This is a genomic window from Rhizobium sp. BK377 (assembly GCF_014193935.1).
Lineage (GTDB): Bacteria > Pseudomonadota > Alphaproteobacteria > Rhizobiales > Rhizobiaceae > Rhizobium.
The window spans coordinates 195,914-215,375 of record NZ_JACIAC010000008.1 but is presented as its reverse complement, the minus strand read 5'-3'; the positions used below and the strand labels follow the sequence as shown (position 1 = coordinate 215,375).

Here is a 19,462-nt window from a genome sequence, read left to right as displayed (position 1 = left end):
ACGCCGCTCTCAATCCTTTTTCCGCTTGAGCCGTCCTCGCGGAGCGTGCAAGAGTCCGCCACGCAAATCATGAGGAGATCGAAGATGGATGTTCGCGCCGCCGTTGCCGTTCAGGCAGGAAAACCGCTCGAGGTCATGACTGTTCAACTGGAAGGCCCGAAGGCCGGCGAAGTGCTGATCGAGGTCAAGGCGACCGGGATCTGCCACACCGATGATTTCACCCTCTCCGGCGCAGACCCGGAGGGCCTATTTCCGGCGATCCTCGGTCACGAAGGCGCCGGCATCGTCGTCGATGTCGGCCCGGGCGTCACCTCAGTCAAGAAGGGCGATCATGTCATTCCGCTCTACACGCCTGAGTGCCGCGAATGCCCCTCCTGCCTGTCGCGCAAAACCAATCTCTGCACGGCCATCCGCTCGACTCAAGGTCAGGGAGTGATGCCTGACGGCACCTCACGTTTCTCGATCGGCAAGGACAAGATCCATCACTATATGGGCTGCTCAACCTTCGCCAATTACACTGTCCTGCCCGAGATTGCCGTCGCCAAGGTCAATCCGGACGCCCCCTTCGACAAGATCTGCTACATCGGCTGCGGCGTGACGACCGGCATCGGCGCCGTCATCAACACGGCCAAGGTCGAGATGGGCGCGACGGCAATCGTCTTCGGTCTCGGCGGCATCGGCCTCAACGTCATCCAGGGCCTGAAGCTTGCCGGCGCAGATATGATCATCGGCGTCGATCTCAACAACGACAAGAAGGAATGGGGCGAACGCTTCGGCATGACGCATTTCGTCAATCCGTCCGAAGTCGGCGCCGACATCGTTCCCTATCTCGTCAATATGACCAAGCGCGGCGCAGACCAGATCGGTGGCGCCGATTATACGTTCGACTGCACGGGCAATACCAAGGTCATGCGCCAAGCGCTGGAAGCCAGCCACCGCGGCTGGGGCAAGTCGGTCATCATCGGCGTTGCCGGCGCCGGCCAGGAAATCTCGACTCGCCCGTTCCAATTGGTCACTGGCCGCACCTGGATGGGCACGGCCTTCGGCGGCGCCCGCGGCCGCACCGACGTACCGAAGATCGTCGACTGGTACATGGAGGGCAAGATCCAGATCGATCCGATGATCACCCACACCATGCCGCTCGAAAAGATCAACGAAGGCTTCGAACTCATGCATTCCGGCAAGAGCATCCGCAGCGTGGTTCTCTATTGATGGCTGCTGTTGCCTATAGGGTCGACCTCAAGGGTCTCGATGAGCTCTCCGCACGGGAGCTCTATGATCTCCTGAGGATGCGCGTCGACGTCTTCGTCGTCGAGCAGAACTGCCCTTATCCGGAACTCGATGGCAAGGACATCGACGCCCTGCATCTGCGGCTCATGGATGGCGGGGAACTCCTAGCCTCGACGCGGCTCCTGAAGCCACACAGCGCGCATGATCCGGTGAAGATCGGCCGCGTCGTCGTCTCGCCCGCCCATCGCGGCAAGCGGCTCGGTGAAGCGCTGATGACCGAATCGATCGCCGTTTGCGAGCAGCTTTATCCGGAAAATCCCATTGCCCTTTCGGCGCAGGCGCATCTGCGCCGTTTCTACGAATCCTTCGGTTTCGCGAAAGCCTCGGAGGAATATCTGGAAGACGGCATTCCGCATCTCGACATGCTCCGCCAGCCGGCCACTCAGACGGCGTAAGGATATCGCCATGATCTATGTCGACGCGGATGCCTGCCCCGTCAAACCCGAAATCCTGAAAGTGGCCGAACGCCTCGGCATGGAAGTGACCTTCGTCGCCAATTCGGGTCTCCGCCCGTCGCGCGATCCGATGGTGCGCAATGTCATCGTCTCCAACGCCTTCGACGCTGCCGATAACTGGATTGCCGACAATACTGGCCCGACAGATGTCGTCGTCACTGCCGATGTGCCGCTTGCGGTCCGTTGCGTTGCCAAGGGCTCCTTCGTGACCGGCCCGACCGGTCGCGTCTTTGATGAAACCAATATCGGCATGGCAAGCGCGATGCGCGATCTCGGCGCGCACCTGCGCGAAACCGGTGAGAGCAAGGGCTACAATGCTGCCTTCAGCCCGAAGGATCGCTCGCGTTTTCTTGAAACCTTCGATCGTCTCTGCCGCAGGGCGAAAAACGCCTGAGCCTCAAGCGGGAATCGGGTGGCATGGCAGCCATGCCAATTCCTAGCTTGAAGCGAGCCGTTCCCTCGTCCATATGGGCTGTGACGCAGACGACTGCGGCGCTCGGATCAGTCCGGGTCGCAAAAGTCGCGGGGACGGCCTCGCTCTTAACAAGGAGAGTATGATGGCCTGGTTCCTGCTTTTTCTCGCTGGCCTTTTTGAATGCGGTTGGGCAATCGGTCTGAAATATACCGATGGTTTCACTCGTCCGATGCCGACGGCCCTCACGGTCATTTCCATGGTGGTGAGCGTCGTGCTGCTCGGTATTGCCGTCAAAACCTTGCCGATCGGCACTGCTTATGCGATCTGGACCGGTATCGGTACGGTTGGCACCGTGCTGCTCGGCGTCTGGTTTCTGGGGGACGCGGCAAACGCCTCCCGCCTGATCTGCATCGTGCTGATCGTTGCCGGTATTGCCGGCCTCAAATTGACGGCCTGAAAAGAAATATCTGAAATGAAAAGAGGCTGCGGGAACAAAACCCGCAGCCTCTGTCTTTATTCAGGTCCTCGCGTTTCTGTTGTCGACGGAGAGTGCGCCCGCGCCAGCAAAGAACATGTAGAGGAAGACGAAGCAGAACAGGATCGCAGCATCGCCCTGGTTGATGGCTGGGAAGAAGCTGTGCGGCATATGCGCCATGAAATAGGCGATCGCCATTTCACCCGCCAGCAGGAAAGCCACCGGCCGCGTCGCAAGGCCGATGAGAATGAGGATGCCGCCGAAGGTTTCCAGCAGTGCCGCAATCAGGAACAGCGTCGAAAGCGGGCCTTCGCCCTGCGCGGCCGGGAAGCCGAAAAGCTTCATCGTGCCGTGCTCGATGAACAGAAGCGCGGTCATGATTCTGAGAGCGGCCAGACCATAGGGGCGGTAGGCGGATAGACGCTCGAAAGTTGACATACAGACTCTCCTAAGGATGTGCTGTCGAGCGTTACCGTGTCTCTAACGGGGATTGAAGACACAGTTTGCTGACAGGCGTTCACAACTTCGACAGTGGATAAACACCTGAAGAGGCTTCCTTATTCGGTCATAGCGGAATGTTGTCGTGCTTCTTCCAGGGATTGCTGAGATCCTTGTTCTTCAGCATCTTCAGCCCCCGCGCCAGCCGGCGCCGCGTCGAATGCGGCATGATCACCTCATCGACATAGCCGCGTTCCGCCGCCACGAAAGGTGACAGGAAGCGATCCTCATACATCTTCGTATGCGCCGCGATCCTTTCGGGATCGGCGATATCCTTGCGGAAGATGATCTCGACGGCGCCCTTGGCGCCCATGACAGCGATCTGCGCCGTCGGCCAGGCATAGTTGAGATCGCCCCGCAGATGCTTCGACGCCATCACATCATAGGCGCCGCCGAAGGCCTTGCGGGTAATGACCGTCAGCTTCGGCACCGTCGCTTCGGCATAGGCGAAAAGCAGCTTGGCGCCGTGCTTGATGAGCCCGCCATATTCCTGCGCCGGGCCTGGCAGGAAGCCCGGCACGTCGACGAAGGTGATGATCGGAATATTGAAGCAGTCGCAGAAGCGCACGAAGCGCGCCGCCTTGCGTGAGGCATCGCTGTCAAGCACGCCGGCCAGCACCATAGGCTGGTTGGCGACGAAGCCGACAGTCGAGCCCTCGATGCGCCCGAAACCGCAGACGATGTTCTTGGCGAAGCTCGCCTGGATCTCGAAGAAATCTCCCTCGTCCGCCACCTTCTGGATCAACTCCTTGATGTCGTAGGGTTTGTTGGCATTGGCGGGGATCAACGTATCCAGCGAGTTGTCGGCATCGGTCACCGACTGGTAACATTCGATCTCCGGCACCGGCGACGTGTTCGATTGCGGCAGGAAGTCGATCAGCCGGCGCACCTGCAGGAGCGTATCGACATCATTGTCATAAGCGCCATCGGCAATCGAGGAGCGCGTCGTATGCACGCTTGCGCCGCCGAGTTCTTCGGCCGTGACAGTCTCGTTGGTGACCGTCTTGACCACATCGGGACCGGTCACGAACATGTATGACGTATCGCGTACCATGAAGATGAAGTCGGTCATGGCAGGCGAATAGACGTCGCCGCCGGCGCAAGGTCCCATGATGACGGAGATTTGCGGGATGACGCCCGAAGCCAGCACATTGCGCTGGAAGACCTCGGCATAACCACCGAGAGCCGCGACACCTTCCTGAATGCGCGCGCCGCCCGCATCATAGATGCCAATGATCGGCGCGCGGTTCTTCAGCGCCATATCCTGCACTTTCATGATCTTCTCGGCATGGGCCTCGGACAGTGAGCCGCCGAAGACCGTGAAATCCTTGGCGAAGACGAAGACGGTGCGGCCGTTGACCGTGCCCCAGCCGGTCACCACGCCGTCGCCGGCTATGCGGCTCTTGTCCATGCCGAAATCCGTGGAGCGGTGCTCGACGAACATGTCGAACTCCTCGAAGGACCCTTCGTCGAGGAAGAGGTCGATCCGTTCGCGCGCTGTCAGCTTGCCGCGCTGGTGCTGCGCATCGATGCGCACTTGTCCGCCGCCGAGACGGGCAATTTCGCGGCGGCGTTCGAGCTCTTCCAGAATATCTTTCATGATCTCCCCTCGCCGCTTTCCGCGGTTTTTAATGACCTAACGTCCGCTGAGTGCGAAGGCGGAGCGCACACGCGCGGCGATATCTTCTGCCAGAATGTCGTCGGCCAGGTCAGGGTCGGCGGTCAAGCTCGTGACTTCGAAGGAGGTCACGGCGATGACAGATCCATCCTCGACGGAGGCGGCATCGATGCTGACCTTCGCGACGTTGCGGTCTTTTTGGAAGCCAAGGCCCTTCGTGACGGAAACGATCCGGATCGTCAGCACTACACGCGGCAATTCGCTCGTGCGGACTGTCGCCCGGATGGCGGCGTTGACGCGATCGCTGATACCGGACAGCAGCTCTGCAGACATGGTCGCGCTTGAGAGCACGACGGCGCTGCGCACGTCATAAACGGGCTTTTCCTGCTTCTTCGGCATGAGGCTGGCGCAGGCCGTCAGCGCCATGCATGCAAGCGCTATCAGGCAAAATTTCGACCTCAGCCAATTCATTCCAAATTCCCGCATAACCCCGTCCGGAGTCGCAGATTTGGTCATAAAGCCCAACAAGGCAATATGATTCAGGCCCTTAGCGCGAAAAAAACATCCGTTGCGGCTTTGAAATCCTCAAAACGCTTGGCCCGGCGCTGCTCGGCTTCTTCGTCGCTTCCCCAATGTTCAATGGTCCAGTCCTCATCGAGATGAGCGAGCGACCAGGCTTCGTCAGGCGTGATTTCGCCTTCGGCAATGGCAAGCGCGAGCAGCGCCGAACCGGTGATCGTCGTCACCGTATGGAGAGCTGCGAGCTCGAGCGCGCTGTCGTGCCGGCGCAGTGCCGAGCCGAAGGCGGCGATCGCCTCGCGCGGCTGCTCGTGATGCATCACGCCTTCGACCAGGATGAAACGCGCACCGAGATTGGCGGCGGCCCAGTCGAGCACCGGATCCCAGCGCTCGGTCTGCCGCTCGACCAGCTTTTCCGGACCATCGGCGCGGTAGCAGAGCAGATCGCTCGATGAGAAGCGCAGGATATCCTCGAAGACGGCCTGCGTGTCCGTCGCGACACCATCGATTGCCGTGTTGACGAGGCGCGTCACCGGCATCAGCGATGGATCGATCACCTCGGCCTGCGCGTCCCATTCGGCGGCAACGAGCTTTGCCAGCGCCGCGCTTGGGACTGCCAGGATCTGACGTGCCGGCGTGCGCACCATCTTGCCGTCTAGTTCGATCGCAAAACGATCCTCGTGGGGGGCAACGGCAACCGCCTGATAGAAGCGCTTCGGCAGTGGCTTCTTCATCTGAATCTGCGCGCGGCGGATCGGATCGGGATGGCTCAGGCCCTCGGAAAGGTCGTTCAGCAGGTCGCGCATGGGCTCACCTCAGGAAAAATGGCGCAATATCTCGTTCGGATGGTAGGCGATCGCATCGGCGCCGTTGGCGATCAGCTCATCCACGCTGGCATATCCCCAGGCAACGCCGATCGCCTTGGCGCCGGCGGCCTTTGCCATCTGCATATCGTAAATCGCGTCACCAATGACAATGGCATCGGCAGCATTCATGCCGGTTTCGTCGCAGCATTCGCTCACCATGGCCGGATGCGGCTTGGAGGGGCAATCGTCCGCGGTACGCGCAACGACGAAATGCTTGTCGAAGCCGTGCGTCTCCATTACCAGCTTCAGCCCGCGCCGTGACTTGCCGGTCACCGCACCGATCAGGAGATCCTCACGTCCGGTCAGCGCATCGATCATCTCGCGAATGCCGGGAAAGAGCGGCTCACGATAATCGAGATCCTGACGCACGACCGAAAACAGCGATTTGTAATGCGCCGTCATGTCGATATCCTCCTGCTCGACATGCGGCTTGCCCTGCATGCGGGCAATGGCGATATCGAGCGACAGGCCAATGATCGCCTTTGTGTCATCGAACCGAGGTTCCGGTTTGCCAAACTTTTCGAAGGTCCGGCGCATGGTTTCGTGGATCAGCCCGGCGCTATCGACCAGCGTGCCGTCGCAATCAAAAAGCGCAAGCTTCATTCTTCGTCATCCAGGATGGGGGCTGAGTTCTCGTCGAAACCGAGCAGGTTCCAGCTCTGCACCATATGCGGCGGCAGGGGGGCCGTTACGCGCAAGCGCCCGCCGGAAGGGTGCGGAATATCAATATGGCGGGCATGCAGATGCAGCCGCTTCTGGATACCGCCGGGGAAATCCCAGTTCGGATCCTCATCGAAATATTTGGGATCGCCGATGATCGGATGGCCGATATGGAGCGCGTGGACACGAAGCTGGTGCGTGCGCCCCGTATAGGGCTCCATCTCCAGCCAGGCGAGACGTTGCGCTGCCGTCTCGACGATGCGGTAATAGGACACCGCATGATCGGCACCATCCTCGCCGTGTTTGGCAATCCGCATGCGGTCGCCATCCATGGTCTGTTCCTTGACGAGCCAGGTCGAGATCTTGTCTTCACGCTTGCGCGGCACGCCCTTGACCAGCGACCAGTAGGTCTTCTTTGTGTCGCGCTCGCGGAAAGCAGCCGTCAGCTTCTGTGCAGCACCACGGGTGCGGGCGATGACAAGCACACCAGACGTATCGCGGTCGAGGCGATGGACAAGGCGGGGCTTCTCGCCCTTCGGGCTGGTCCAGGCTTCCAGCATCTGGTCGATATGGCGCGCCACGCCCGAGCCGCCCTGCACGGCAAGGCCGGCCGGCTTGTTGAGCACGATCACCTTGTCGTCTTCATGCAGCACCATGCGCGACAGGAGTTCGAAATCACCGGAATGCTTCAGGTCCTTGCCGGCGATCGGCCCGGACTTGACCTTGGCGTCGACATCGAGCGGCGGCACACGCACCATCTGGCCAGGCTGCACACGAGCATCCGATTTGACACGGCCGCCATCGACACGCACCTGGCCGGAGCGCAAGAGCTTCTGCAATGGACCAAAGCCGAGACCCGGATAGTGGATCTTGAACCAGCGGTCGAGCCGCATGCCCGCTTCATCGGGCTCCACCTTGATGTATTCTATGCCTGCCATGGAATTCTTTCGGAAAATATGGGCGCGATCAAGCCGGCGCCTCTCTTGCCGCTGCCTTTAGAGCATTTTTCAGAAAACGGAAATCGGAATCGAAATCAGATCAGCGATTCCGCCCTGATTCCAATCGCATCTGCGGAATTCTTACCATCCGGTAAAATGCGAATGATTTTCTTAAGCCGAACGCGAAGATCCTGCCGGTATGACAGGCTAATGACACAGCTCGTTTCCATATCCGCGAACACCGCTGCCCTTGCCTTCGAGTCCCTGCGCATCCCGCAGCGCGTAGCGACGGGTACGGCCGCGCGCGAGGCTCGCAAGATTGCGGAACGCCAGCTCAATCAGAGCGGCGAAGATCTCGAGGAAACGACCAACATCATCCAGAATACCGAAGTCGCGCTCGATCTGATGACCAAGGGCTATCGTCAGCCGCAGGCGGGCTTGCAGCAGGCTCTGCAGTCTTACGAAGATGTCTGAGATTTAAAATATTGCTGGGAGGAGCAAGGCCCGCGACTTTGGTCGCGGGCCTTTGTTTTTCAGCGCTTATTTACCCTGCGCCGACAGAACGCTCAGCATCAGATCGACCTTGCCGGCCTTTTCGAAGTTCAGGGTAACGGGTATCTTGTCGCCCTGCTTGAAGGGCGTCTTCACCTTTTGGAACATCAGATGCAGGTTGCCGGGCGAAAGCTCCACGGTCTGGCCCGCGGGAACCACAATGCCATCCTTCAGCTCGCGCATCTTCATGACATTGTCCTTCATGGCCATCTCGTGAAGCTGCACCGCGCCAGCATTGGGCGACGTGACCGACACGAGGCGGTCATCAGTCGAGCCGTTATTCTTCACTGTGAAGAAGCCGCCGCCGACGGGTTGGCCGGGCAGCATCGCCTTGGCAAAACCGCCGGAGACTTCGAGATCGCCGACTTTCACCACGTCGCCGTCAGCAGCCATACTCATGGAGCCCATGTTGCCCATGTCCATGCCCTGCATGTGCTGATGGTCCTGGCCGACAGCGAATCCGGCAAAGCCGCAGGCGCAAAGCAGTGCCGCCAAAGCTGATGTCCTGACAATCTTCATCGAATATCTCCTCGTCTCAGAGCTTTTCCTGATCAGAATGTTTCAATCTGACCAGGAAAGCCCTCGGCCGCCGATAGCCAATTTCGCCTGCGAATGCAAAAGCCCATTTGCCGCGGACTGCAACCGGCTCGTAAACGCCGCGACAAAAATTTGTGCGGTCGCGACATTTTGCTTGCCAAGCCCTGCCACCCCCGGATAATTGCCGCAACCTTGTTGGGAGAAGCCGGTACCCTGGTGCCGGTGCCGAAGGAGCAACCGCCCCGGAAACTCTCAGGCGAAAGGACCACAAGGGGCAGACGGAACTCTGGAGAGAGGCGTTCTCGAAACGCCCGCCGAAGGGATAACAATCTCAGGCACAGGGACAGAGGGGGCTCAAGGAGACAAGGTGCAGCCGCGCCTTCAGTTTTGAGCCCGCGCCCGGAATTTCCGGCGCAAACCCCGGAGGCGTCGTTTGGACGATACTGCTGCCCTCAAGAAAACCCCGCTTCACGCGCTGCACCTGTCGCTCGGCGCTCGTATGGTGCCCTTCGCAGGCTATGACATGCCGGTGCAATATCCCTCGGGCGTCATGAAGGAGCACCTGCAGACCCGCACCGCCGCCGGCCTCTTCGATGTCTCCCACATGGGCCAGGTCATCATCAAGGCGAAGTCCGGCAAGTATGAGGATGCAGCGCTTGCGCTCGAAAGCCTCGTACCCGTCGATATTCTCGGCCTTGCCGAAGGCCGCCAGCGCTACGGTTTCTTCACGGATGAGAATGGCGGCATCCTCGACGACCTGATGATTACCCATCTCGACGACCACCTCTTCGTCGTCGTCAACGCTGCCTGCAAGGAAGCCGATATCGCGCACCTGCAGAAGCATCTCTCCGACACCTGCGAGATCACCGTCCTCGACCGTGCTCTGATCGCGCTCCAGGGCCCGCGCGCCGTCGAAGCGCTCGCAGAACTCTGGGCTGATGTCGCCGCCATGAAGTTCATGGACGTGCGCCACTGCCGTCTGCACGACGTCTCCTGTCTCGTCTCGCGTTCCGGCTATTCCGGCGAGGACGGCTTTGAAATTTCCATTCCCGCCGACAAGGCCGTGGATGTCACCAACCGATTGCTCGAGCATCCCGATGTCGAGCCGATCGGCCTCGGCGCCCGTGACTCGCTGCGCCTGGAAGCCGGCCTCTGCCTCTATGGCAATGATATCGACACGACGACCTCGCCGGTCGAGGCGGCCATCGAATGGGGCATGCAGAAAGCCCGCCGCACCGGTGGGGCCCGCGCCGGCGGTTTCCCGGGTGCGGAGCGCATCCTCGGCGAACTCGACAAGGGCGTTTCCCGCAAACGCGTCGGCCTGAAGCCCGAGGGCAAGGCGCCGGTGCGTGGCCATGCCAAGCTCTATGCCGATGCCGAAGGCAAGACTGAGATCGGCGAAGTCACTTCAGGTGGCTTCGGCCCTTCCGTCGAAGGCCCCGTCGCGATGGGCTATGTGCCGGTCTCCTATAGTGCACCGGGCACGCAGATCTATGCAGAAGTGCGCGGCAAGTATCTGCCGATCACCGTTTCCGCCCTTCCCTTCATTACGCCGACCTACAAACGCTGACCCCCATTGCGAGAGGATTTTTCCATGCTGAAATTTACCCAGGAACATGAATGGCTGAAGCTCGAAGGCGATGTCGCGACCGTCGGCATCACCACCTACGCTGTCGAGCAGCTCGGCGATCTCGTTTTCGTGGAATTGCCTGAGGTCGGCGCCACCTTCTCCAAGGATGGCAACGCCGCAACCGTCGAATCCGTCAAGGCAGCTTCGGATGTCTACTGCCCGCTCGACGGCGAGATCGTCGAGGTCAATCCGGCGATTGTCGCCGACCCGTCGCTCGTCAATTCTGATCCGCAGGGTGCTGGCTGGTTCTTCAAGCTCAAGCTCAAGAACCTCTCCGATGCCGATGGCCTGCTCGACGAAGCAGCCTACAAGGAGCTGACTGCGTAATGACGACGCCTACCGAATTCCAGTTCACCGACTATCAGCCCTATGACTTCGCCAATCGTCGTCATATCGGCCCCTCGCCGTCTGAAATGTCGGATATGCTCGGTGTCATCGGCTACAAGAGCCTCGATGCGCTGATCGACGCGACCGTACCGCCGGCCATCCGCCAGAAGGCGCCGCTCGTCTGGGGCGCGCCGATGACGGAACGCGAAGCGCTCGACAAGCTGCGCGAAACCGCCAACAAGAACAAGGTCCTGACCTCGTTGATCGGCCAGGGCTATTACGGCACGATCACGCCTCCGGTCATCCAGCGCAACATCCTGGAAAACCCGGCCTGGTACACGGCCTACACGCCCTACCAGCCGGAAATTTCTCAAGGACGCCTTGAAGCGCTCCTGAACTACCAGACGATGATCTGCGACCTGACCGGTCTCGACGTCGCCAACGCCTCGCTGCTCGATGAAGCCACCGCCGCTGCCGAAGGCATGGCGATGGCAGAGCGTGTCTCCAAGTCGAAGGCCAAAGCATTCTTCGTCGATGCAGACTGCCATCCGCAGACGATCGAGCTGATCAAGACCCGTGCCGAGCCACTCGGCTGGTCCGTCATCGTCGGCGACCCCTTCAAGGATCTCGATCCGGTCGATGTCTTCGGCGCGATCTTCCAGTATCCGGGCACGCATGGCCATGTGCGCGATTTCACCGGCCTGATCTCCCGCCTGCACCAGACGGGCGCCATCGCCGTCGTTGCCGCCGATATTCTGTCGCTCACGCTTCTGAAGTCGCCGGGCGAAATGGGCGCCGACATCGCCATCGGTTCCTCGCAGCGTTTCGGCGTTCCGGTTGGCTACGGTGGTCCGCACGCGGCCTACATGTCGGTCAAGGATGCCATCAAGCGCTCCATGCCTGGCCGTCTCGTCGGCGTTTCCGTCGATGCCCGCGGCAATCGCGCCTATCGCCTGTCGCTGCAGACGCGCGAACAGCATATCCGCCGTGAAAAGGCGACGTCGAACATCTGCACCGCGCAGGTTCTGCTCGCCGTCATGGCCTCCATGTATGCCGTCTTCCACGGTCCCAAGGGCATCAAGGCGATCGCCCAGCAGGTCCACCAGAAGGCCGTGCTGATGGCCAAGGGCCTGGAAAAGCTCGGCTACAAGGTTGAGCCGGAGACCTTCTTCGACACGATCACCGTCGATGTTGGCCACATGCAGGGTCTCATCCTGCGCGCAGCCGTCGCCGAAGGTGTGAACCTGCGCAAGGTCGGCGAGACGAAGATCGGCATGTCGCTTGACGAGCGCACCCGACCGGCAACGCTGGAAGCCGTCTGGCGCGCCTTCGGCGGCAATTTCCAGATCGCCGATTTCGAGCCCTCCTATCGCCTGCCGAAAGATCTCTTGCGCACCAGCGAATACCTGACGCATCCGATCTTCCACATGAACCGCGCCGAAAGCGAAATGACCCGCTACATCCGCCGGCTCTCCGACCGCGATCTGGCGCTTGACCGCTCCATGATCCCGCTCGGCTCCTGCACGATGAAGCTGAACGCGACGGCCGAAATGCTGCCGATCACCTGGCCGGAATTTTCCGACATCCATCCCTCCGTGCCCGCCGACCAGGCGCTCGGCTATCGCGAAATGATCGATGACCTGACGGAAAAGCTCTGCGCCGTCACCGGCTACGATGCTTTCTCCATGCAGCCAAATTCCGGCGCGCAGGGCGAATATGCAGGCCTCCTGACCATCCGCAATTACCACATTGCCAATGGCCAGGGTCACCGCGACGTCTGCCTCATCCCGACATCGGCGCACGGAACCAATCCTGCCTCGGCCCAGATGGTCGGCATGAAAGTGGTCGTCGTGAAGGTACGCGAGAATGGCGATATCGACCTCGACGATTTCCGTGCCAAGGCGGAGCAACATGCGGAGAATCTCTCCTGCTGCATGATCACCTATCCCTCGACGCATGGCGTGTTCGAGGAAACGGTCAAGGAAATCTGCGACCTCGTGCACAAGCACGGTGGCCAGGTCTATCTCGACGGCGCCAACATGAACGCCATGGTCGGCCTGTCTCGCCCCGGTGACATCGGCTCCGACGTGTCGCATCTGAACCTGCACAAGACCTTCTGCATCCCGCATGGCGGCGGCGGTCCCGGCATGGGTCCGATCGGCGTCAAGTCGCATCTGGCACCTCACCTGCCCGGCCATCCGGAAACGGACGGTCGTTCGGGTGCTGTTTCTGCAGCAGCTTTCGGCTCGGCTTCCATCCTGCCGATTTCCTGGAGTTACTGCCTGATGATGGGCGGTGAAGGCCTGACGCAGGCAACCAAGGTAGCGATCCTCAACGCCAACTATATCGCTGCCCGCCTCAAGGGCGCCTATGATGTGCTTTACAAGTCGGCTGCCGGCCGGGTGGCGCATGAATGCATCATCGACACCCGCCCGCTGGTCGACAGTGCCGGCGTCACCGTCGATGACGTCGCCAAGCGCCTGATCGACTGCGGCTTCCATGCACCGACCATGAGCTGGCCGGTTGCCGGCACGCTGATGATCGAGCCGACCGAATCCGAAACCAAGGCCGAGCTCGACCGCTTCTGCGAAGCGATGCTGGCGATCCGTCAGGAAGCCCGCGACATCGAGGAAGGCCGTTCGGACAAGCTGAACAACCCGCTGAAGAACGCCCCCCATACGGTGGAAGACCTGGTCGGCGAATGGGATCGTCCCTATTCGCGCGAACAGGCCTGCTTCCCACCCGGCGCCTTCCGCGTGGACAAGTACTGGTCTCCTGTCAACCGCGTCGACAACGTCTACGGTGACCGCAACCTGATCTGCACCTGCCCGCCCGTCGAGGCTTACGCAGAAGCTGCTGAGTAAAGGTCAAGCTGGACGCCCGATGCGAAAGCAAAGGGCTGGACAATCAAAGCCCCTTCCTTCACGGGAGGGGCTTTCCTAATTCTGATGGAATGCACGAAGGAAGATCACACCATGTCTCAGGATCAAAGCGAAGCAAGAATGCAGGCGCCCTGGTCGAAGCCTGTGCTCGTTGCCCTCGAAGAGCCCGGCCAATATGAGACCATCGCCAATACCCAGGCGGCCTCCTGGGCGATGATCGAGGACTGGCCGACGGAAGATGGTGCCGCACTTGATCAGGCGCTGCTGATCTGCGCCGATGTCATCAAGGGCAAGCGCACCGGCGAGGATGCGCGAAAGGCTTTCATTGCCGCCGCAGTCGAAGCTGGCCTCGACATCAAGGCGTGAACGGCGGCTGTTGGCAAGGAGCTGATGCGCAGCTATGCATTCGTGATTACGGGTATGAGAGCCGGCCGCTGAGACTCGCGTGCCATTTCGGCACAAACGTCGCAGATCCCCTCGCCTTTCGCTAACCGAAGCCATTCAGCTTTCCCTAAACCCTTGCCGGTACAACGCTGATGTCCGGAAACAGGGAAACGGTCGATGAGCATTTCTGCAGTCACGAATACGGCTCTCTCGGGAATGCTGGCGCAGACGAAGCGCGCCGGCGCGATCGCCAACAACGTCGCCAATGCGAGCACACCGGGTTACGGCCGGCTCAACACCAGCTTCCAGTCCGTGGAAGCTTCAGGCGTGCAGGCAAGCGTCACCGAGACGGACCAGGATGTGGATTTCGCGACCGAATTGACCGACCTCGTCGAGACCGAACAGAGCTATAAGGCCAATGCGGCGGTCTTCGAAACTGGCGCCGATCTCTGGGACGTGCTGATGAGCATCAGGCGCGATTAAGCGCTCTTCTGCTTTATACGATTGAATAAGCCACTGAGCCGAGCGCCACGGCGCCGAAGGCAATCAGCATAACGCTCGTCGCCCGGCCGACCTTGGCCGTGAAATCGGTCGAGAGCCGGTCTCTTGCAAGGCTTACGGCACCGCTCAGGCAGAACCACCAGAGCAGGGATCCCATGAAGACACCCGAGACGATCATCGCCGAACTGAACCGGCGCGTCTCCTCCGTCAGGCCGAGGCCGGCAAACAGTGCGCCGAAGGAGAGGATCGTCGCCGGATTGGAAATGGTCAACAGGAAGGTCGATATGGTCGTATGCAGGAAGTCGGCCGCATCGATCTTTGCCGCCTTGATCTTTCCCTTGTTTTTGAGCCCGCGCCAGCCGAGCCAGAGCAGCATCAGCCCACCCCCAAGCGCCAGCGGGATGGTGGCCATCGACATGGTTTCGGAGAAAGCGGCAATCCCGGCGACAGCGACCAGTGCATAGCTCGCATCCCCGAGCGCAGTCCCCAGCCCGCCGGAAAAGCCATACCAGAACCCCTTCTCGAGGCTGCGGTTGATGCAGAGCGTTCCGATCGGCCCGAGCGGCGCAGTGATGATGACACCCAGGAGGGCGCCCTTGAGGAACAGGAGGAGCATTGTCCGCTTCGTTTCTTCTCGGTCGCTTGTCGGTCTCGGACAGACTCATAAAAATCAAAAGGCCGCCAATTATGGCGGCCATCAGGCAATTTCAATGGAAAACTGTTAATGCTGAGCCGGAACCACGGCATCGCCGCGTGTGGCAAGCGCTGCGAGATCGGCGGGCTTCAGCTCTACGGACTCACCACAGCCGCAGGCCGATGTCTGGTTCGGATTGGTAAAGATGAAGCCGGAACGCAGCGTCGTCGTTTCGAAGCCGAGTTCGGTGCCGAGCAGATACAGAACAGCCGAAGGCTCGATCCAGACCTTGGCGCCGTCGCGCTCGATCACGTCGTCCTTAGCATTGGGTTCCGTCACCATGTCGATGGTATATTCCATCCCGGCGCAGCCACCCTTCTTGATGCCGACGCGAATGCCCTTGGCATTCGGCCCGCCATTGCCGACGATCGCCTTCACGCGTTCTGCGGCGGCTTCCGTCATGCTCATTACTGCAAAGCCCATGGGCTCAATCTCCTTCGACAACCGGGGTCAAGATCCGGTGCTTGGTGAGTCAATGTAGTCACCGCGGGTAAACGGATCAATACCGATCGGTCAATACCAGCCAACGGCGACCTGCGCCTCCTCCGACATACGGTCCGGCGTCCACGGCGGATCGAAAGTCATTTCGACTTCGACGCCCGAAACGCCTTCGACGGCACCGACGGCATTTTCCACCCAGCCCGGCATCTCGCCGGCAACCGGGCAGCCCGGAGCCGTCAGCGTCATCATGATCTTCACCATGCGGTCGTCTTCGATATCGATCTTGTAGACGAGGCCGAGCTCGAAAATGTCAGCCGGAATTTCCGGGTCGTAGACGGTCTTGAGAGCGCCGATCACGTCATCGCTGAGACGCGCCAGTTCCTCTTCGGGAATGCTGGAATGCACGATGCCCTCTCGCACGTCTATCTTCTGTTCATCCAGGCTCATGGCTTCTTCCTCAAGCAAAGAACTTGCGCGCATAGTCGAGCGCATCGGCCAGCGCATCCACTTCGGCGCGGGTATTATACATGCCGAAGGATGCCCGGCATGTGGAGGTCACGCCGAAGCGTTTCAAGAGCGGCATGGCGCAATGCGTGCCGGCGCGGACGGCAACGCCCCGGCGGTCGATCACCATCGAGACGTCATGGGCGTGAATGCCCGCGAGCTCGAAGGAAAAGATCGCGCCCTTGCCCGGCGCATTGCCGAATATGCGGAGCGAGTTGATCGCCTTGAGCCGCTCTTCGGCATACGCTGTCAGGTCCGCCTCATGGGCTGCGATATTCTCGCGGCCGATCTTGTCCATATAGTCGAGCGCATAACCAAGCCCGATCGCCTGCACGATCGGCGGCGTGCCGGCTTCGAAACGGTGCGGCGGGTCATTATAGGTGACGACATCCTCGCTCACTTCGAAGATCATCTCGCCGCCGCCCTGGAACGGCCGCATCTCCTTCAGCCGGTCCTTTTTGCCGTAGAGCACGCCGATGCCGGAGGGGCCATAGAGCTTATGGCCGGTCATGACATACCAGTCGCAATCGATATCCTGCACGTCGACGGGCAGATGCACGGCACCCTGCGAACCGTCGATCAGCACCGGAATGCCGCGCTCATGGGCGATGCGGCAGACTTCCTTGACCGGGACGATGGTGCCGAGCGCATTCGACATATGGGTGATCGCGACGAGCTTGGTTCTGTCGGTCAGGCTCTTTTCGAAATCCTCGATATGAAAGGCGCCCTCATCGTCGACAGGCACCCAGACGAGCTTGGCGCCCTGCCTCTCGCGAATGAAATGCCAGGGCACGATATTGGAGTGATGCTCCATGATCGTCAGCACAATCTCGTCGCCCTCGCCGATCCTGGGCATGCCCCAGCCGTAGGCGACCGTGTTGATCGCCTCGGTCGAATTCTTGGTGAAGACGATGTCATCAACCGAAGGTGCATTCAGGAACCGGCGCACCTTTTCGCGCGACGCTTCATAGGCTTCGGTTGCCGCATTGGAGAGGTAATGCAGGCCGCGATGCACATTGGCATATTCGTGGCTGTAGGCATGCGAGATCGCATCGATCACCGCCTGCGGCTTCTGGGCGGAAGCGCCGTTGTCCAGATAGACCAGCGGCTTGCCATGCACCTTCTCCGAAAGGATCGGGAAATCCCTGCGGATGGCTTCGACATCATAGGTGGTTGCCGGTACGATCTTGTCCATGGCGCTGTCCGATCAGGCGTGCTTTTCCAGCCAGGCCGAAATGACGCCTTCCAGCGCCTCGACCAGGGCTTCGTCTTCCAGTTCCTCGACGATCTCGGCGACGAAGGCGTTGACGAGCATGGCGCGTGCCTTGTTCTCCGGAATACCACGAGCCATCAGGTAGTAGAGATGGTTGTGGTCGATATCGGCAACCGTCGCGCCATGGCCGCACTGCACGTCGTCGGCGAAGATTTCGAGCTCGGGCTTGACCGAGAATTCGGCATCATCGGACATCAGCAGCGTGTTGCAGGCCATCTTCGCATCGGTCTTCTGGGCATCGGGTGCAACCCGGATCATGCCCTGGAAGACACCCTTGGCGCGGTCGAAGACGACATTGCGGATGACTTCCGTCGAGCCGGTATGCGGCACGTTGTGGCCGAGGACCATCGTCACGTCCGTATGCGTCTCGCCGCCGAGCAGGTTGATGCCGCGCAGCGTCAGATCGGCGCCCTCGCCCGTTACCTTGATGTTCAGTTCCTGGCGGACCAGCTTGCCGCCGGCATTGATGACGAAGAGTTTCAGCTTGGCGTTGGCGCCGAGATCGACACGGATCTGGCCAAGATGTGTATCCTCGGCCCCTTGCTGCTGCAGGATGATCCAGGTCAGCTCCGTGCCCTGCCCGACCGTGATGTCACTGACATGCGACACGAGCGCGGCATTGTCTGTCACCGACTGGTGACGCTCGATGACGACACCCTTCACATTGGCGCCAAGGGCGACCGGCAGGCGGGTATGGATGTCGCCGCCGGCATGCACAAACTGGACTTCCAGTGGCTCTTCAAGCTCGGTGTCTTCAGGCACTTCGACGGCATAGCCGTCCTTGACGAAGCTGCCATTGATACGCCCGACAGCATCGTCATTGCCAAGCGCGTCGAGGCCGGTAGCGGCAGAACCGTCGATCAGCTTTTCGGAATAGGAAGAAACCTGAAGATCGCCAGCCGAAGCCTTGTTGGCGGCCCTGCCCTGAATGACGGACAGAACCGGAGAGCCCTCGACCAGCGGTTCCAGCGCTTCAGAGCCGGCGTCACCTGCCTTAGCCGGAACGTTGCGCAGCAGGTTCTTGAGGTCGGTATAGTGCCAGGCCTCGATGCGGCGCGTCGGCAGGCCTTGCTTCTTCAGGTCGTCGAGCAGCCGGTCGCGCAACGCGGTCACCGCACCATTGCCCGGCAGTTCGCCGATCTGCTCGTTGAACGCTTCGATCAGCGCCGATTCGGCCGCAGTCAGGCGGCTCGTCGTTTGCATGTTCATGGACGTCGTCCTTTCCGCCACGGTCAGGCTGCGGCGCCGATGATGTCGGCGTAGCCGTTGGCTTCCAGCTCATGCGCCAGCGTCTTGTCACCGGACTTGATCACCTGGCCCTTGTAGAGAACGTGGACAGTATCCGGCACGATGTAATCGAGCAGGCGCTGGTAGTGGGTGATGACGACGACGGCACGGTCAGGCGAACGCAGCGCGTTGACGCCGTCGGCAACGATCTTCAGCGCATCGATGTCGAGGCCGGAGTCGGTTTCGTCGAGCACGCAAAGCTTCGGCTCAAGCAGCGCCATCTGCAAGATCTCGGCGCGCTTCTTCTCACCACCGGAGAAGCCGACGTTCAGCGGGCGCTTCAGCATGTCGGTATTGATCTGCAGCTTGGCGGCAGCCTCCTTGACGCGGCGCATGAAATCCGGCGTCGTCAGCTCGTCTTCGCCGCGTGCCTTGCGCTGCTCGTTCATCGCAACCTTCAGGAATTGCATGGTGGCAACGCCCGGAATTTCGACCGGGTACTGGAAGGCCAGGAAGATGCCCTTGGAGGCGCGCTCGGCAGCATCGAGCTCGAGGATGCTCTCGCCGTTGTAGAGGATATCGCCTTCGGTCACTTCATAGTCTTCGCGGCCGGAAAGGATGTAGGACAGCGTCGATTTGCCGGAGCCGTTCGGGCCCATGATGGCGGCCACTTCGCCGGCCTTCACGGTCAGGTTCAGGCCACGGATGATCTCGGTGCCGTCTTCGGCGATGCGGGCATGAAGGTTCTTGATTTCAAGCATCTTTGGTTCCTGCGT

At 60.6% G+C, this 19,462-nt stretch carries 22 protein-coding genes, 1 pseudogene and 1 riboswitch; of the genes and pseudogenes, 10 read left to right on the top strand and 13 right to left on the bottom strand.

Annotation, left to right across the window (positions count from 1 at the left end; all coding sequences use genetic code 11):
- The first annotated feature begins 84 nt into the window (after positions 1 to 84).
- From FHT92_RS26425 to sugE, 4 genes are all read left to right on the top strand, one after another.
- Positions 85 to 1,212: an S-(hydroxymethyl)glutathione dehydrogenase/class III alcohol dehydrogenase gene (locus tag FHT92_RS26425; RefSeq protein ID WP_183747050.1), complete on the top strand. Its 1,128-nt coding sequence runs from the start codon at positions 85 to 87 to the stop codon at positions 1,210 to 1,212.
- On the top strand, positions 1,212 to 1,685 hold the full coding sequence (locus FHT92_RS26420; RefSeq protein ID WP_183830863.1) for a GNAT family N-acetyltransferase: 474 nt from the start codon (positions 1,212 to 1,214) through the stop codon (positions 1,683 to 1,685). The genes FHT92_RS26425 and FHT92_RS26420 overlap by 1 nt, the downstream gene beginning before the upstream one ends.
- 10 nt (positions 1,686 to 1,695) lie before the next feature.
- Positions 1,696 to 2,139, top strand: coding sequence for a YaiI/YqxD family protein (locus tag FHT92_RS26415; RefSeq protein WP_183804710.1), 444 nt, complete (start codon positions 1,696 to 1,698; stop codon positions 2,137 to 2,139).
- Positions 2,140 to 2,302: 163 nt separating this feature from the next.
- The gene (gene sugE, locus FHT92_RS26410) at positions 2,303 to 2,617 is read left to right on the top strand and encodes a quaternary ammonium compound efflux SMR transporter SugE (protein ID WP_183830861.1); all 315 of its coding nucleotides are present in this window, start codon (positions 2,303 to 2,305) and stop codon (positions 2,615 to 2,617) included.
- Positions 2,618 to 2,677: 60 nt separating this feature from the next.
- Here sugE and FHT92_RS26405 read toward each other — a convergent pair whose 3' ends face one another.
- The 6 genes from FHT92_RS26405 to FHT92_RS26380 all read right to left on the bottom strand — a co-directional run bounded on the left by FHT92_RS26405 (position 2,678) and on the right by FHT92_RS26380 (position 7,734).
- Positions 2,678 to 3,073, bottom strand: a complete 396-nt coding sequence (locus FHT92_RS26405) for a DoxX family protein (protein WP_183830859.1) — start codon at positions 3,071 to 3,073, stop codon at positions 2,678 to 2,680.
- Positions 3,074 to 3,200: 127 nt separating this feature from the next.
- Complete coding sequence (locus tag FHT92_RS26400) at positions 3,201 to 4,733, bottom strand: acyl-CoA carboxylase subunit beta (RefSeq protein ID WP_183830857.1); 1,533 nt, start codon at positions 4,731 to 4,733, stop codon at positions 3,201 to 3,203.
- 36 nt (positions 4,734 to 4,769) lie between these two features.
- On the bottom strand, positions 4,770 to 5,222 hold the full coding sequence (locus FHT92_RS26395; protein WP_183747036.1) for a hypothetical protein: 453 nt from the start codon (positions 5,220 to 5,222) through the stop codon (positions 4,770 to 4,772).
- Positions 5,223 to 5,290: 68 nt separating this feature from the next.
- Positions 5,291 to 6,076, bottom strand: a complete 786-nt coding sequence (locus tag FHT92_RS26390; RefSeq protein WP_183830855.1) for an ATP12 family chaperone protein — start codon at positions 6,074 to 6,076, stop codon at positions 5,291 to 5,293.
- A gap of 9 nt (positions 6,077 to 6,085) precedes the next feature.
- On the bottom strand, positions 6,086 to 6,739 hold the full coding sequence (locus FHT92_RS26385; protein WP_183830853.1) for an HAD-IA family hydrolase: 654 nt from the start codon (positions 6,737 to 6,739) through the stop codon (positions 6,086 to 6,088).
- Positions 6,736 to 7,734: an RluA family pseudouridine synthase gene (locus FHT92_RS26380; protein ID WP_183830851.1), complete on the bottom strand. Its 999-nt coding sequence runs from the start codon at positions 7,732 to 7,734 to the stop codon at positions 6,736 to 6,738. Before FHT92_RS26380 ends, FHT92_RS26385 begins: the two co-directional genes overlap by 4 nt.
- Before the next feature lie 210 nt (positions 7,735 to 7,944).
- Between FHT92_RS26380 and FHT92_RS26375 the strand changes: the two genes are divergently transcribed.
- Positions 7,945 to 8,208 (top strand): hypothetical protein, encoded by a 264-nt coding sequence (locus FHT92_RS26375; protein WP_183830849.1) that lies wholly within the window; start codon positions 7,945 to 7,947, stop codon positions 8,206 to 8,208.
- A gap of 66 nt (positions 8,209 to 8,274) precedes the next feature.
- Here the strand turns inward: FHT92_RS26375 and FHT92_RS26370 are convergent.
- Positions 8,275 to 8,751 (bottom strand): annotated as a pseudogene (locus tag FHT92_RS26370) (copper chaperone PCu(A)C); the annotation flags it as partial.
- A gap of 257 nt (positions 8,752 to 9,008) precedes the next feature.
- A riboswitch (glycine riboswitch) is annotated at positions 9,009 to 9,101 on the top strand.
- A 155-nt stretch (positions 9,102 to 9,256) separates the two neighbouring features.
- On the opposite strand from FHT92_RS26370, the gene gcvT reads away from it, so the two are divergent.
- The 5 genes from gcvT to FHT92_RS26345 all read left to right on the top strand — a co-directional run bounded on the left by gcvT (position 9,257) and on the right by FHT92_RS26345 (position 14,529).
- A complete protein-coding gene (gene gcvT, locus FHT92_RS26365; RefSeq protein ID WP_183830845.1) occupies positions 9,257 to 10,393 on the top strand; it encodes a glycine cleavage system aminomethyltransferase GcvT in 1,137 nt (378 codons plus the stop codon).
- Positions 10,394 to 10,417: 24 nt separating this feature from the next.
- Positions 10,418 to 10,780, top strand: coding sequence for a glycine cleavage system protein GcvH (gene gcvH / locus FHT92_RS26360; RefSeq protein ID WP_029868842.1), 363 nt, complete (start codon positions 10,418 to 10,420; stop codon positions 10,778 to 10,780).
- Positions 10,780 to 13,644: an aminomethyl-transferring glycine dehydrogenase gene (gene gcvP / locus FHT92_RS26355; protein WP_183830843.1), complete on the top strand. Its 2,865-nt coding sequence runs from the start codon at positions 10,780 to 10,782 to the stop codon at positions 13,642 to 13,644. Before gcvH ends, gcvP begins: the two co-directional genes overlap by 1 nt.
- A gap of 138 nt (positions 13,645 to 13,782) precedes the next feature.
- Complete coding sequence (locus tag FHT92_RS26350) at positions 13,783 to 14,028, top strand: DUF982 domain-containing protein (protein WP_029869121.1); 246 nt, start codon at positions 13,783 to 13,785, stop codon at positions 14,026 to 14,028.
- A 195-nt stretch (positions 14,029 to 14,223) separates the two neighbouring features.
- Positions 14,224 to 14,529 carry a flagellar basal body protein gene (locus FHT92_RS26345; protein ID WP_183747014.1) on the top strand — a complete coding sequence of 102 codons (306 nt, stop codon included), beginning with the start codon at positions 14,224 to 14,226 and terminating at the stop codon, positions 14,527 to 14,529.
- Positions 14,530 to 14,542: 13 nt separating this feature from the next.
- On the opposite strand, the gene FHT92_RS26340 is transcribed toward FHT92_RS26345, so the two are convergent.
- The 6 genes from FHT92_RS26340 to sufC all read right to left on the bottom strand — a co-directional run bounded on the left by FHT92_RS26340 (position 14,543) and on the right by sufC (position 19,447).
- Positions 14,543 to 15,163: a LysE family transporter gene (locus FHT92_RS26340; RefSeq protein ID WP_183830841.1), complete on the bottom strand. Its 621-nt coding sequence runs from the start codon at positions 15,161 to 15,163 to the stop codon at positions 14,543 to 14,545.
- A 105-nt stretch (positions 15,164 to 15,268) separates the two neighbouring features.
- Entirely contained in the window at positions 15,269 to 15,664 is a 396-nt protein-coding gene (gene sufA / locus FHT92_RS26335; protein ID WP_183830840.1) for a Fe-S cluster assembly scaffold SufA, read from the bottom strand.
- Positions 15,665 to 15,754: 90 nt separating this feature from the next.
- Positions 15,755 to 16,129, bottom strand: a complete 375-nt coding sequence (locus tag FHT92_RS26330; RefSeq protein ID WP_183830837.1) for an SUF system Fe-S cluster assembly protein — start codon at positions 16,127 to 16,129, stop codon at positions 15,755 to 15,757.
- A 10-nt stretch (positions 16,130 to 16,139) separates the two neighbouring features.
- Entirely contained in the window at positions 16,140 to 17,381 is a 1,242-nt protein-coding gene (locus FHT92_RS26325; protein WP_183830835.1) for a cysteine desulfurase, read from the bottom strand.
- A gap of 12 nt (positions 17,382 to 17,393) precedes the next feature.
- Positions 17,394 to 18,668 carry a Fe-S cluster assembly protein SufD gene (gene sufD, locus FHT92_RS26320; RefSeq protein WP_183830834.1) on the bottom strand — a complete coding sequence of 425 codons (1,275 nt, stop codon included), beginning with the start codon at positions 18,666 to 18,668 and terminating at the stop codon, positions 17,394 to 17,396.
- Between the two features lie 23 nt (positions 18,669 to 18,691).
- Positions 18,692 to 19,447, bottom strand: coding sequence for a Fe-S cluster assembly ATPase SufC (gene sufC, locus FHT92_RS26315; RefSeq protein ID WP_183830832.1), 756 nt, complete (start codon positions 19,445 to 19,447; stop codon positions 18,692 to 18,694).
- Between the last annotated feature and the right edge of the window lie 15 nt (positions 19,448 to 19,462).